The sequence below is a fragment of the Streptomyces spinosus genome (assembly GCF_020400655.1).
GTDB lineage: Bacteria > Actinomycetota > Actinomycetes > Streptomycetales > Streptomycetaceae > Streptomyces > Streptomyces argyrophylli.
Genome location: NZ_JAINRC010000007.1, coordinates 167,908 through 181,558, shown reverse-complemented (window position 1 = coordinate 181,558; position 13,651 = coordinate 167,908). Strand labels below are relative to the sequence as shown.

Genomic DNA, 13,651 nt, shown 5'->3' with positions numbered 1-13,651 from the left:
ACATGAACGGCGACATCCGCGCCGGAGTGATCGACGTGCACGCCCACTGGCTGCCCCGCGACCTGCTCCCCCTGCCGCCCGGGAACCCGCTCGGCGGCATGAACGACCGCGACGGCGAACTCTTCCTGGGCGACGTCCCGCTGTCGTTCCCGACCACCGCGATGACCGACGTCGACACCATCGTCGCCGACACCCTGAAGGCCGGACTCGGCGCGCGCGTCATCTCCGCACCCCCCTTCGCCTTCCCCGTGCACGCCCCCGCCGAGGCCGACGACTACGTCGCCGCCTACAACGAACAGCTCGCCGACGCCGTCTCCCGCACGGACGGCACCCTCGTCGGACTCGGACTGGTCCGGCTGGACGACGCCGACGCCGCCCGCAGGGAACTGACCCGGCTCGCCGCCGCCGACGGCATCGCGGGCATCGCCGTCCCGCCCGTGGTCGACGGCCGCTCCTACGACCGGGGCGTCCCCCGGCAGATCCTCGGCATCGCCGCCGAACTGGGCCTGTCCGTCCTCGTCCACCCGATGCAGCTGCCGCGCCCCGAATGGGACCACCATTACCTGGTCAACCTCGTCGGCAACCCGGTGGAGAGCACGACCGCCGTGGCCGGGGTCCTGCTCGGCGGCGTCCTGGAGGAACTCCCCGGCCTGCGGATCTGCTTCGTCCACGGCGGCGGCTGCGCGCCCGCGCTGCTGGGCCGCTGGGGACACGGCTGGCGCACCCGCGAGGACGTGCGCCGCGGCAGCGGCCGGCCCCCGGCGGAGTCCTTCGGCCTGCTCTACTTCGACACGGTCACCCACGACCCCGAGGCCCTCACGCTGCTGCGGGCCCACGCCTCGCCCGACCGCATCGTCTGCGGCAGCGACTACCCCTTCGACATGGCCCAGCCGGACCCGGTCGGCTTCCCGTCGGCGCACGGCATCGACGCCGCGGCGCTCGAGGCGAACGGCCGCCGGTTCCTCGGGCTGACCCCCGCGAACGACAGCTGATGGCAGATCGGAGACATCCCATGCGAGACCTGGCGCCCCGCCTGCTGGAGTGGCAGGCCGCCGGAGCGCGCTGCGCCCTCGCGAGCGTGGTCGCCGTCCGGGGCAGCGCGCCGCTGCGCACCGGAGCGGCGCTCTGCGTCCACGAGGACGGCACGGCCCTCGGCAGTGTGTCGGGAGGCTGCGTCGAAGGCGCCGTCTACGACCTGGCCCGGGAAGTGCTGGACTCGGGGCAGGCGCGGTGCGTGTCCTTCGGATACGCCGACGACGACGCGTTCGCCGTGGGGCTGATGTGCGGAGGCGAGATCGACGTCCTCGTCCAGGCCGTGGACCACGGCACGGCACGGGTCCTCGCCGCCGCCCACCTGGCCGCGGCGGCGCGGCGCCCGGTCGTCGTGGCGCGCGTGCTGCCGGGTGCGGACGCGGGTGCCGGCTCCGTCGCCGTGTGGCAGGACGGCCACCTGGGCAGCACCGGCGATCCCGCCCTGGACATCGCCGTCCTCGCCGACGCCCGCCGCCTGCTCGACCGGGACGGCACCACCGTACGGACGTACGAGGCCGACGCGTCACGCAGGTACGAGGCCGGTGCGGACCGTTCCCACGACGCCGGCGCGCCGCACGGGTCACGGGCCCCGCGCGTGCTGTTCGAGTCCTGGGCCCCGCCGCCCCGGCTGCTGGTGTTCGGCGCCAATGCCCACGCCGCCGCGGTGAGCCGCATCGGCGCCCTCCTCGGCTACCACGTCACGGTCTGCGACGCCCGGGCACCCTTCACCACACCCGAGCGTTTCCCGGACGCCGACGAGGTCGTGGTCGACTGGCCCCACCGGTACCTGGCGGCCACGCGGACCGACCACCGGACCGTGGTGTGCGTGATGACGCACGACGCCAAGTTCGACGTCCCCGTCCTCACCGAAGCCCTCGGCCGCCCCCTGGCCTACGTCGGGGCACTCGGCTCCCGCCGCGTCCAGGCACGCAGGCGGGAGGACCTCGCCGCGGCCGGCGTGTCGCCCGACGCCCTCGCGCGGCTGCACGCGCCCCTCGGCCTCGACCTCGGCGCGTCGACCCCCGAGGAGACCGCCGTCTCCTTCGCCGCGGAACTCGTCGCCGTCCGCTCCGGCCGCACCGCCCGCCCGCTCTCCCTGCTGAACGGCCCCATCCACCCGGCCGGGGCAGCGGACCGTCCCGGCGCCGCCGGCGCCCGGTGCGCTGCCGGAACCGATCCCGTGCGCGGACGGACAACGGCGGCGCTGCGCGCTCACTAGCGTGGGCCGGGCGCGAGGCAGGCCCTCCGTGCCCCCGCCCGGAGGGTCGTGCCGCAAGGCCCGAACCCGAGGAGAGCCATGGCCAAGCAGACCATCGCCGAACAGTACGTCGACCTCATGGCGCGCGCCGGCGTGCGCCGCATGTACGGCGTGGTCGGAGACAGCCTGAATCCCGTCGTCGACGCGGTCCGGCGGCACGCCGACGTCGAGTGGATCCAGGTGCGCCACGAGGAGGTCGCCGCGTTCGCCGCCGGAGCGGAGGCCCAGCTCACCGGACGGCTCGCGGCCTGCGCCGGATCCTGCGGGCCCGGCAACCTCCATCTGATCAACGGCCTGTACGACGCCCACCGCTCGATGGCGCCCGTGCTGGCGCTGGCCGCCCACATACCCAGCGGCGAGATCGGCACCGGCTACTTCCAGGAGACCCACCCCGACCGGCTGTTCGCCGAGTGCAGCCACTACTCCGAGCTGATCTCCTCACCCCGTCAGATGCCCCGCGTGGTGCAGACGGCCATCCAGCACGCCGTCGGCCGGCGCGGGGTCTCGGTCGTCGCCCTGTCCGGTGACACCGCCGCCGAGGACTCCCCGGACGCGGCACCCGAACTCGCCATGCCCCTGGACCTGCCCGCCATCCGCCCCAGCGACCACGAGATCGCCCGGCTCACCGAACTGGTGGACGGCGCCGAACGCGTCATGGTGTTCTGCGGCCGGGGCGTCGCCGGAGCCCACGCCGAGGTGATGGAGTTCGCCGGGAAGGTCAAGGCCCCGGTCGGCCACGCCCTGCGCGGCAAGGAACACATCCAGTACGACAACCCGTACGACGTCGGCATGTCCGGACTGCTCGGCTACGGCGCCGCCTACGAGGCCATGCACGAGTGCGACCTGCTCGTCCTCCTCGGCACCGACTTCCCGTACACCGACTTCCTGCCCCGCCACGTGCGCACCGTGCAGGTCGACGTGCAGCCCGAGCGGCTCGGCCGGCGCACCCAGCTCGACTTCGCCGTCTGGGGAGACGTCCGCGAGACCCTGCGGTGCCTGACGCCCGCGGTGCGGGAGAAGCGGTCGCGCCGCTTCCTCGACCGGATGCTGGAACGGCACGCGCACGCCCTCGAAGGCGCCGTCGGCGCCTACACGCGCGACGTCGACCGGCACACCCCCATCCACCCCGAGTACGTGGCCTCGGTGCTCGACGAGGAGGCCGCCGACGACGCCGTGTTCACCGTCGACACCGGCATGTGCTGCGTGTGGGCGGCGCGTTACCTCACCCCCAACGGCCGCCGCCGCATCCTCGGCTCCTTCGTGCACGGTTCCATGGCCAACGCGCTGCCCCAGGCCATCGGCGCCCAGTTCCTCGACCGTGGCCGGCAGGTCGTCTCGCTCTCCGGCGACGGCGGGTTCTCCATGCTCATGGGCGACTTCCTCACGCTCGTCCAGTACGACCTGCCGGTCAAGGTGGTCGTCTTCAACAACTCCTCCCTCGGCATGGTCGACCTGGAGATGATGGTCGACGGCCTGCCCCCGCACGGCACGACCTACCCGCACGCCGACTACGCCGCCATCGCCACGGCCGCCGGAGCGCGCGGCATCCGGGTGGAGCAGCCCGGCCAGGTCCGGGACGCGCTGCGCGAGGCGTTCGCGCACGACGGGCCCGCACTGGTGGACGTCGTCACCGATCCCGCCGCCCTGGCCGTACCGCCCAAGATCACCACCGAGCAGCTCATCGGGTTCGCCCTGTCCGCGAGCCGGACCGTCCTGAGCGGGGGCGTCGGCCGCATGGTCCACCTGGCCCGGGCCAACCTCCGCAACATCCCCCGCCCCTGACCCGGCGCGGCCCTACCCGGCGAGCGCGGGGCCGGACCCGGCCGGTACGGCCGGCCCCGCCGCGGTGTCGAAGGCATGGGTCACCTCGGGCACCGTCCCCGGCGCGAGCAGCTCACGGGCCTGCTCCTCGCGCCGCCGGTCGGTGTCCGTCCACCGGACGTGGTGCTGGGCGAGGTGTTCCGCCCAGGAGCCGACCAGGTAGTTCTCCACGAAGCGCGCCGGGTCGTTGCCGTCCTGGTACAGCCCCCAGGACAGGGCGCCCGTACGGCGCCGGGAGCGGGCGACCTGGCGCATGCGGTGCGTGAACGCGACCCGGTTCTCCTCGGGGACGCGGTACACGACGGAGACCAGGACCGGTCCGTCGGCCTCCCCGGGCTCGAACACCAGGGGAGGGGCCGGCCAGTGGTCGGACGGCGTGGGGTTGATGCCCTCGGCGTCGTACAGCGGCCACCGGCGCACACTGGCCGCGCCGAGCAGCATCACCGCGCCCGCGACCAGCAGACACGCGCTGAGCCCCACCCAGTCGGCGACCGCGCCCCACAGCGGTGCCGCGAGCGCCTGACCGCCCTGGAAGACCAGCAGGTACACCGCGAGGCCACGCGCCCTGACCCAGCCGGGCAGCCGCGTCTGCACGGCCGCGTTCAGGGTCGACAGCACCGCGATCCAGGCGAGTCCCGCCGGCAGCAGGGCGAGCGCGACCAGCCAGGGTGTGCGGACGGTCGCCAGCACCGCGAGCACGCCGGCGAACACCAGGGCGCCCGCGGCGAGCGTGCCGTTGGCACCCAGCAGGGCACGCACACGCGGCAGCGCGAACGCCCCCGCCACGGCCCCCACGCCCACCGCGGCCAGCAGCAGCCCGTACCCGCCCGAGCCCAGGCCGAGGACGCGGCTCGCGGTCAGCGGCAGCAGCGCCCACAGCGCGGCACCGCCGGGGATGAACAGCAGTGTGCGCAGCAGCACCCGGCGCACACCGGGCGCGTTCCACACATACCGGCGCCCGGCGTACAGGGCCGCCAGCAGACCGCCGTCGCCGGAAGGGGTCACGGTGGCCGGCGGGCGCCGCCACGCCACGAGGACGGCCGCGATGCCCAGGTAGGAGGCCGCGTTGAAGGCGAACACCCAGCCCGCGCCCGCCGCCGCGACCACCGCCCCGCCGAGGGCCGGGCCGACGGCCCGGGCCAGGTTCACGTTCACCGCGCCCAGCGCCGCCGCCTGACCGAGCCGCCGGCGCTCCACCAGTTCCGGCTGGATCGCCTGCCACGCCGGGCCCATCAGCGCGGTGCCGCAGCCCAGCAGGAACGTGAGCACGAGCAGCACCGCCGGCGTCAGGGCGTCCAGGAACGCCAGCACGGCCAGCACACCGGACACGGCGAGCATCGCGAACTGCGCGGCCAGCAGCACCGAGCGCCGGTCGAAGCGGTCGGCGACCACCCCTGCGGGCAGGGCCAGCAGGACCACGGGGAGACCGGCGGCGGTCTGCACCAGCGTCACCAGCGCGGCACCGTGCCCGACCAGCAGCCACTGTGCGCCCACGGTCTGCATCCAGCTGCCGATGTTCGAGACCAGCTGGGCGATCCACAGGGCCCGGAAGACGCGCGCCGCGAGCGGCGCCCAGGGGGAGTCGGTCGCGGCGGGTGCGGAGGCTGAAGAGGGGCTGCTCATGTCCGGGACAGTAGGGGCCGCCGCCGCGCGGCTCTTGACCACGAGCGCATGGGCTGTGATCCGGCAGCGCAGCCCCCGGTCACTGTCTTGTCACTCTTTTCGCACATCCAGCGGCCTACGCTCCCGGCGAAGCGGAGCCGACTGCGGCTTCCCCGGTGCGGCCGCTTCAAACACGGCAACGGTTCGGAGGCAAGGGCGGTTCATGTCCCGCACAGGCACATCCCTCATCGGCAGGCACACGGCCGGCACGGCCACGGCCGGCACGTCACCGGGCAGCAGGGTGTGGCGGATGCCCATGGGCCTGGACATCGCCATCGGGGACGCGGTGCCCGCACGCCTGCCCCGGGAGGGGACGCCCGGCCGGCCGCCGGGTCCCACGGCACCCCTGCGGCGGCTGACCGCCCGGGAGAGCGGCGAGTACCTCTTCGTGGGACTGCGCGGCACCGGCGGCGCCTTACCCGTGCGGCAGCCCGCCACGGACCTCCTCCTCGGCCCCGGCGACATCTGCTTCTACGACGTGCACCAGCCCCCGCCGCTGGACTTCCCGCGCGCTGCCCGCCTGAAGGTGTTCCTGCTCTCGCGGCACCTGCTCGGCCTGGCCCGGTCGGACGTGCCCCGCCTCACACGCGCCCCGGTCACCCCGGCGTCCCGGCTGGGCGCCCTGCTCTCGCCGTTCCTGTCCGACTTCGCCGACACGGCGGCGGTGGCCCCGTCCGCGGTCGGCGACATGCTCGCCTGGAACGCCGTGAGCCTGCTGTCCACCCTGGCCGGCGAACACCTGGCCGACGAGGCGCGAGGACGGCGGCCGGACACCCGGGCACCGCTGATGTCGGACATCCTGGACTTCATCGACCTGCGGCTCAGCGACACGGACCTGTCCCCGGAGACGATCGCCCGCGCGCACCACATCTCCGTCCGCTACCTGCACAAGCTGTTCCGGGAGGAGGGCACGACGGTCGGCCGGCTGATCCAGCGCCGGCGGCTGGCCGAGTGCCGGCGCGTCCTCACCCTGCGTTCGGCGGACAACCTGACCATCGCGGCCGTCGCGCACCGCTGGGGCTTCGCGAGCCCCACCCACTTCAGCCGGGTCTTCCGCGCCACCTACGGCATGTCGCCCAGCGAATGGCGGGAGTTCGCCGGGCGGGGCGACCGGGGGACCGTGCGGTGAAGCCGTCCGGACGGCTCGCGTCCGGACGGCTTCCCTCGGGCGGGGGACCTCCGTCCGCACCGTGGCCCGCCGTCAGGACGGCGGCCGGGTCCACACGGGATCGCCGGCCGACAGACGGTGGGTCAGCACGGAGGTGACCGCCAGGAGCAGCAGGCACAGCACCAGGGTGGACACGAGGTGCCCGTGCAGGACGAGTTCGGCGCCGACGAGGGCGCCGAGCAGCATGGCCAGCACGGACAGGATCCGGCGGCCGGGCCTCGGCGCCGCACCGCCCGCCGCCGGCGAGTCCGCGGCCAGACCGGTGAGGGTCAGCGTCAGCACGGTCGTGGTGAGGTCGGGCACGCCCAGGCGCCGGGCGACCGCGTTCTGCAGCCCCATGGCGAGCCCGAGGCACACGATCAACGTGTACTCGACGCCGGTGGTGACCCGGCCGGCGGCGACCGCCGTGACGGCGACGGTGACGGCGACCAGCACCGTCTGCGCGGCGGTGGCCGTCTTCAGCAGGTTCCCGCGGTGCCCCGCGAACAGGGTCCCCAGCCGGCCGCCGGTCAGCGCGCCGGTGAGAAAGGCCGCCAGCGCGACGACGGAGGCGAGCACGGACAGGGTCTGGGCGCCCGCCAGGGCGAAGCCGAGGAACACCACGTTGCCCGTCATGTTGGCGACGAAGACGTGGCCCAGCGCCAGGTAGCTCACCGCGTCGACCAGACCGGTGACCACGGTCAGGGCGAGCATCAGGGGAGGCAGCGGGCCGTGCCGGTCGCCCTTGGGCGGGACCAGCGTGTGGGCCGCGTCAGTCAGCAGGCTGCGCATGGGTCTTTCCTTCCGGAGCCGGGGCCGGGCGGTGCAGCACCAGCCGGGTCAGCAGCCCGCTCGCCGGGCCGATCACGATGACGGCGACCGCGACCCACACCGGCCACGGCGTGACGCCGAGCGCGTGGTCGAGGGACCACGCGCCGGGCCCCGTGAGGGCCAGCGCCGCGGAGACGACCACGAGGACCAGGGGGTACTCGTAGCCGTCATTCTGCACCCACAGGCCCTTGGGCCACTTGACGGTGCCCGCGACCGTCATCACGCCCATGGCGGCCATCGCCGCCAGGGGAGTGAGCAGACCGGCGGTCAGGAACAGGCCGGCCCCGATCTGGCTGGCGCCCGCGACGACCGCGGTCAGCCGGCCCCCACGGAACCCGTCGTGCCGGAACTCCTCGGTTCCGCCTGCCAAGCCGTGGCCCCCGAGCCGGAAGCTCACCTTCTGCACCCCGTGGCCGGTGACGAGGAGTCCCGCCACCACCCGGAGGACCAGCAGTCCCGCGTCCATCTCTTCCTGCCTGTTCCTGACTCAGTCCTTGATCGCCGTCCTGGGAGGGGGTCAGCCGGCCGCGTGGCCGCCGATGAAGGTCTGGGCGTACACCAGGCCGAGGCCGTAGGTGCCGCCGTGCTCCTTCACGACCTCCGTCACCGGCACGTACGTCTCGCCGCGGGCCCAGTCACGCTGGAGCTCCAGCAGCACCTGCACCCAGGTGACCGGCACGGCGCCGCCCTGGATCATGCGCTGGACGGCGTGCTCGTGGGCCTGCGGGCTGACTCCGCCGGACGCGTCGGTGACGACGTAGACCTCGTAGCCCTGGGCGATGGCGGAGAGCACCGGCAGCACCACGCAGACCTCGGTCCACAGACCGGCGATGACGAGCTTCTTGCGGCCGGTCGCCTTGACGGCCTCGACGAACGCGGTGTCCTCCCAGGCGTTCATCGTGGTGCGGTCCACGATCTCGTGGTCCGGGAACACGTCCGCGAGCTGCGGCAGGATCGGACCGGAGAAGGACTCGGCGGCCACGGTGCTCAGCACCACCGGCACGTCGAACACCTTGGCGGCCTTCGCCAGACCCACGGTGGCGTTGATGATCGCGGTCCGGTCGCCGCTGCCGGTGCCGAAGAACATCTGCGGCTGGTGGTCCACGAACAGGACCGCGCAGTTGTCCGGGGTCAGCAGGTCGGGGCTGGGGGAAGCGGTGACCTGGGCGATGTCGGCCATGAGAGTGCCTTTCCATGGGTGGGTGACGGCGCGGACGGGTGCCCGCGCCGGACAACGACCGTCCTGGGGACGGGGTCTGGGGGTGGGGACGAAGCGGGGGAGGGCCGCTTCAGAGGACGAAGCAGGGATCGAACGGCATGTCGGCGGCGCCGGGGGTCAGACCGCGCCGTGCGCGCCAGGCGCGGTGCTGCTCCGACTCCGCGACGGCCTCGCCGAGGGCCTCGGCCTGGCGCACACCGTCACGCCGGGACGCCTGGTAGCCGCCGAAGTGCGCCACCGGGCTCCACGCGGGGGTGACGGGTGGCAGCTCCTCGTCCAGGCCCTCGTACTCGCGGGCGGCGTAGACGATCCGGCCGCCGGTCACCGTGAGCAGCGACTCGATGTGCGCGATCTCCGGCTCCGGCACGGTGAAGAAGTCGTCGGACAGCACCGCGAGGTCCGCGTAACACCCGGGCCGCAGCACGCCCTTGACCTGCTCCTCGCCGGTCAGCTCGGCGCCGGCGACGGTGAACATCCGCAGCGCGGTCTCCCGGTCGACACGGTTGCCGGGGGAGCGGAGCACCAGGTCGCCGATGTCCCGTCCGCTCACCAGCCAGTGCAGGGCGACCCAGGGGTTGTAGGTGGAGACCCGGGTGGCGTCCGTGCCGGCGGCCACGGTCAGCCCGCGGTCCAGCATGGCCCGGATGGGCGGGGCGTCCGCGGCGGCCCCGGGGCCGTAGCGGCGCAGGAACGCCTCGCCCTGGAAGTACAGCCGGTTCTGGACGGACATGGCACCGCCGAGCGCGGCGACCCGGTCGAGGCTCTGCGCGGACACGGTCTCCGCGTGGTCGAACAACCACCGGTTCCCGGCCGGGAAGAGACCCTCGGCGGCCAGCTTCTCGAACACCGCGAGATCCCGGCGGATGGTCTCGTCGTACGTGGCGTGCAGCCGGAACCCCCAGCCGTGCTCCATGAGGAGACGTACGGCCTTCTCGAACTCGGCCTCGTAGTCGCCCAGTTCGGGGCGCGGCTGGCTGAAGTTCTCGAAGTCCGCCGCCGCCCAGGTGAGGTTCTCGCCCGCGCCGTTGAGACGCAGCCACGCGTCCCCGTCCTCCGGGCGGGCCATCTCGATCCAGCGGGTGAGGTCGGCTATCTCCTGGCCCGCGGTCTGCGGGAAGAGGTGGTAGGCGATGCGCAGCGACAGCTGACCGGCCTTCGCCAGCTCGATGACGGTGCCGTAGTTCTCGGGGAAGTTCTGGAAACCGCCGGCGGCGTCGATCGCCGAGGTCAGGCCGAACCGGTTCAGCTCGCGCAGGAAGTGACGGGTCGACACCTTCCTGTCCTCCCCCTCCAGCACCGGCGCCTTGGCCAGCGTCGAGTAGAGGATGAGGGCGCTCGGCGCGGCCAGCAGCATGCCGGTCGGCTCCCCGTCCCGGCCGCGGACGATCTGCCCGCCCTTCGGGTCGGGGGTGTCCTTGGCGTAGCCCGCGGCCCGCAGCGCCGCCCGGTTGAGGACGGCCGACTGGTACAGGTGCAGCACGAACACCGGCGTGTCGGGGGCGGCGGCGTTCAGCTCGGCCACGGTCGGCAGCCGGCGCTCGGCGAACTGGTCGGCCGACCAGCCCCCGACCACCCGCACCCACTGGCCCTTCGGCGTCCGCGCCGCCTGCTCCCGCAGCATCGCCAGGGCCTGCCGGAGCGTGCGGACCCCGTCCCAGCGGAGCTCCAGGACGTAGTTGAGACCGCCCCGGATCACATGCAGATGGGCGTCGTTGAGCCCTGGGATCATCCGCCGGCCGAGCGCGTCCACCACCTTCGTGGCGGGCCCGACGTGCGGGGCGACGTCCTTGTCGTCGCCCACGACCGTGATGACGCCGTCCCGCACCGCGAGCGCCTCGGCCCGCGGGCGGCGCGGGTCACCCGTATGGATACTGGCGTTGCGGACGACCAGATCCGCGGCATCGTCGATGGCCTGGGGAACCAGCCCGCCGACCGGCATGACAGACACGTGTGCGAGACCTCCTTTGTGGTGGGCGTCCTGGATGTCCGCCGTGCCCGCGCCCGGTGGCAGGGAAGAACACGAGCGGGGCGACGGGAGACGCGATCGAAGACGCGGGCGAGAAAGCGGTGATGGCGCGAGAGTCCGTGGCCGTACCGACGGGCGGACCGCGACCGCTGTGCCCTCACGCTAGGGCCGATGATCACCGCGGTGTGTCCCGTCCGTGCACTGGCCCGTTCCCCACAGCGCACAGGGCGCGCGGCGGACGGCATCCGTGCACTTTCAGGACGCGAGGCGTGCACGGACGGGCAATCGTGGTGCCGGCGGCGCTCCTAGGGTTGCGCTCAGCGGCGCCGGAGTGCCCAGCACGACGATCCGGCTCGTACGCCGGAACGACCGGCGCCCCTACGCACGTCCAGGAGATTCACATGTCTGATGCCCAGGCGCCGGTGACCCCGGTGCTGGAGCCGGCCGCGGCCGAGTTCGTGGCGGCGACCGCCAACCCGCCCTACCTCTTCGACCTGGCCCCGGCCGAGGGCCGCAAGGCCGTCGACGAGGTCCAGTCCGGCGAGATCGACAAGCCCGCCGTCGACGAGGAGTGGATCACCGTCCAGGGCGGCCCCACCGGCAGCGTCCGGGCACGGATCGTCAAGCCCGCCGGCGCCACCGGCACCCTGCCCGTCATCTTCTACATCCACGGCGCCGGCTGGGTCTTCGGCAACGCCCACACCCACGACCGCCTCGTGCGCGAACTCGCCGTGGGCGCCGAGGCCGCCGTCGTCTTCCCCGAGTACGACCTCTCGCCCGAGGTCCGCTACCCGGTCGCCATCGAGCAGAACTTCACCGTCGCCAAGTGGGTCGTGGAGGAGGGCGCCACCAAGGGCCTGGACGGCTCCCGCCTGGCCGTGGCCGGTGACTCCGTGGGCGGCAACATGACCGCCGCGCTGACCCTGATGGCCAAGGAACGCGGCGGGATCCCGCTGGTGCAGCAGGTGCTGTTCTACCCGGTCACCGACGCCGACTTCGACACGCCGTCCTACCACCAGTTCGCCACCGGCTACTTCCTGCGCCGCGACGGCATGCAGTGGTTCTGGGACCAGTACACCACCGACGAGACCGAGCGCGCCCAGATCACCGCCTCCCCGCTGCGCGCCACCACCGAGCAGCTCGCCGGGCTGCCCCCGGCCCTGGTCATCACCGGCGAGGCCGACGTGCTGCGCGACGAGGGCGAGGCGTACGCCAACAAGCTCCGCGAGGCCGGTGTGCCCGTCACCGCGGTCCGCTTCCAGGGCATCATCCACGACTTCGTGATGCTCAACGCCCTGCGCGGCACGCACGCCGCCGAGGCCGCCATCACCATGGCGGTCCGCACGCTGCACGCGGCCCTGCACACCGCCTGACCCCGAGGAGACACACATGAGCACCACGCCCACCGTCGTCCTGGTGCACGGTGCCTTCGCCGACGCGGCGAGCTGGTCCGCAGTCATCGAGGAGCTGCAGAGCCACGGCATTCCCGTGATCGCGCCGCCGAACCCGCTGCGCGGCCTCGCGTCCGACGCCGCGTACGTCGCCTCCGTCGCGGCCCAGATCGACGGTCCGGTCGTGCTGGTCGGCCACTCGTACGGCGGTGCGCTGATCACCGTGGCCGGCACCACCGAGAACGTGGTCGGCCTCGTCTACGTGGCCGCCTACGCACTCGAAGAGGGCGAGAGCCTCGGCGAACTCCAGGGCCGTTTCCCGCTCTCGCCGCTGGTGAGCAACCTCAAGCAGTGGACGTACCCCGTGCCGGGCGGCGAGCCCGCCGTCGAGGTCACCATCGCGCAGGACGCCTTCCCGTCGGTCTTCGCCGCCGACGTGCCCGCGGAGGTCACCAAGGTCCTCGCGGCGGCGCAGCGCCCGCTGGCCGCCGCCGCCTTCGAGGAGACGGCCTCCGCCGCCGCCTGGAGGACCAAGCCGTCCTGGGCCCTGGTGGCCGGCGCCGACAACGCCATCAACCCGGAGGTGGAGCGCTTCGGCGCGAAGCGGGCCGGGGCGACGACCGTCGAGATCGAGGGCGCCTCCCACGCCGTGGCCGTCTCCCAGCCGAAGGCGGTCGCCGAGCTGATCCGCGACGCGGTCCGCGCGACCGGCTGACCCGGCTCCACGAACGACCGCGCGGACGTCTCCCCCGTATCGCGTCCGCGCGGTCTCGCCCGGCGGGCCGCCGCCCGCGGCACCGGGGCCGCCAGGCAGCAAAGCCCTCGCCCAGGCGAATCGCACCCCTGCCGCTGTGACATAACGTCACGGCATGATTACTGTGGGGCTGTGATCATGTCGTGGGGCAGCGGTGGCGGACGCGCGGTGCGCTTCCGTCGTGCCGCCCTGCTGACGGGGCTGGTCCTGGTGATCGCCGTCCACCTCACCGGCGCGGTGCACGCCTGCTCCTTCGCCGGCCCGGACCCGAGCGCCCTGGTGGCGCAGGACGTCCGGCAGGTCGCGGACGGAGCCGACGAGCCGGACTCGAACGGACCGCCCCAGCACCGGCACGCGGCGGACGGGCACCTCGACCACACGGCGGACCGGCCGCGTGCCGCTCTGGACGACACGCCCCTCGACGGCGGGCCGCACCAGCCGCTCCCTCCCACCGGGCTGGACGGGCCCGTCACCCACACCGTCCGGCGCGGCCCGCCCGGTGTCCCCCTCTCCTGTGCGCACCGCTCCTCGCTCGCGCCCGTCTGCGTGCTACGGCAGTAGGCCCGCGTC

General features: G+C 73.7%; 12 protein-coding genes. 7 read left to right on the top strand and 5 right to left on the bottom strand.

Annotated elements, in window-relative coordinates; all coding sequences use genetic code 11:
• Positions 1-2 precede the first annotated feature (2 nt).
• The 3 genes from LG395_RS15350 (at position 3) to LG395_RS15340 (ending at position 4,072) form a co-directional block, all read left to right on the top strand.
• Positions 3-992, top strand: a complete 990-nt coding sequence (locus tag LG395_RS15350; RefSeq protein ID WP_225810078.1) for an amidohydrolase family protein — start codon at positions 3-5, stop codon at positions 990-992.
• 20 nt (positions 993-1,012) lie between these two features.
• Positions 1,013-2,251 carry an XdhC family protein gene (locus LG395_RS15345; RefSeq protein ID WP_225810077.1) on the top strand — a complete coding sequence of 413 codons (1,239 nt, stop codon included), beginning with the start codon at positions 1,013-1,015 and terminating at the stop codon, positions 2,249-2,251.
• 78 nt (positions 2,252-2,329) lie between these two features.
• Positions 2,330-4,072, top strand: coding sequence for a pyruvate dehydrogenase (locus tag LG395_RS15340; protein WP_225810074.1), 1,743 nt, complete (start codon positions 2,330-2,332; stop codon positions 4,070-4,072).
• 12 nt (positions 4,073-4,084) lie between these two features.
• On the opposite strand, the gene LG395_RS15335 is transcribed toward LG395_RS15340, so the two are convergent.
• On the bottom strand, positions 4,085-5,734 hold the full coding sequence (locus LG395_RS15335) for an MFS transporter (protein ID WP_225810072.1): 1,650 nt from the start codon (positions 5,732-5,734) through the stop codon (positions 4,085-4,087).
• Between the two features lie 202 nt (positions 5,735-5,936).
• Here LG395_RS15335 and LG395_RS15330 point away from each other — a divergent pair, with 202 nt between their 5' ends.
• Positions 5,937-6,902 carry an AraC family transcriptional regulator gene (locus tag LG395_RS15330; protein ID WP_225810070.1) on the top strand — a complete coding sequence of 322 codons (966 nt, stop codon included), beginning with the start codon at positions 5,937-5,939 and terminating at the stop codon, positions 6,900-6,902.
• Between the two features lie 72 nt (positions 6,903-6,974).
• On the opposite strand, the gene LG395_RS15325 is transcribed toward LG395_RS15330, so the two are convergent.
• The 4 genes from LG395_RS15325 to LG395_RS15310 form a co-directional block, all read right to left on the bottom strand.
• Positions 6,975-7,712 carry a YoaK family protein gene (locus tag LG395_RS15325; RefSeq protein WP_171150273.1) on the bottom strand — a complete coding sequence of 246 codons (738 nt, stop codon included), beginning with the start codon at positions 7,710-7,712 and terminating at the stop codon, positions 6,975-6,977.
• The gene (locus LG395_RS15320) at positions 7,693-8,217 is read right to left on the bottom strand and encodes a DoxX family protein (protein ID WP_171150272.1); all 525 of its coding nucleotides are present in this window, start codon (positions 8,215-8,217) and stop codon (positions 7,693-7,695) included. Before LG395_RS15320 ends, LG395_RS15325 begins: the two co-directional genes overlap by 20 nt.
• 51 nt (positions 8,218-8,268) lie before the next feature.
• Positions 8,269-8,931: a hydrolase gene (locus LG395_RS15315; RefSeq protein WP_171150271.1), complete on the bottom strand. Its 663-nt coding sequence runs from the start codon at positions 8,929-8,931 to the stop codon at positions 8,269-8,271.
• Between the two features lie 109 nt (positions 8,932-9,040).
• Positions 9,041-10,909 (bottom strand): amidohydrolase, encoded by a 1,869-nt coding sequence (locus tag LG395_RS15310; protein ID WP_225810235.1) that lies wholly within the window; start codon positions 10,907-10,909, stop codon positions 9,041-9,043.
• A gap of 428 nt (positions 10,910-11,337) precedes the next feature.
• Here LG395_RS15310 and LG395_RS15305 point away from each other — a divergent pair, with 428 nt between their 5' ends.
• From LG395_RS15305 to LG395_RS15295, 3 genes are all read left to right on the top strand, one after another.
• A complete protein-coding gene (locus LG395_RS15305) occupies positions 11,338-12,309 on the top strand; it encodes an alpha/beta hydrolase (protein WP_225810068.1) in 972 nt (323 codons plus the stop codon).
• A 16-nt stretch (positions 12,310-12,325) separates the two neighbouring features.
• Positions 12,326-13,042, top strand: a complete 717-nt coding sequence (locus LG395_RS15300; protein ID WP_171150268.1) for an alpha/beta fold hydrolase — start codon at positions 12,326-12,328, stop codon at positions 13,040-13,042.
• Between the two features lie 177 nt (positions 13,043-13,219).
• A complete protein-coding gene (locus tag LG395_RS15295; protein WP_225810234.1) occupies positions 13,220-13,642 on the top strand; it encodes a hypothetical protein in 423 nt (140 codons plus the stop codon).
• Positions 13,643-13,651: the final 9 nt, after the last annotated feature.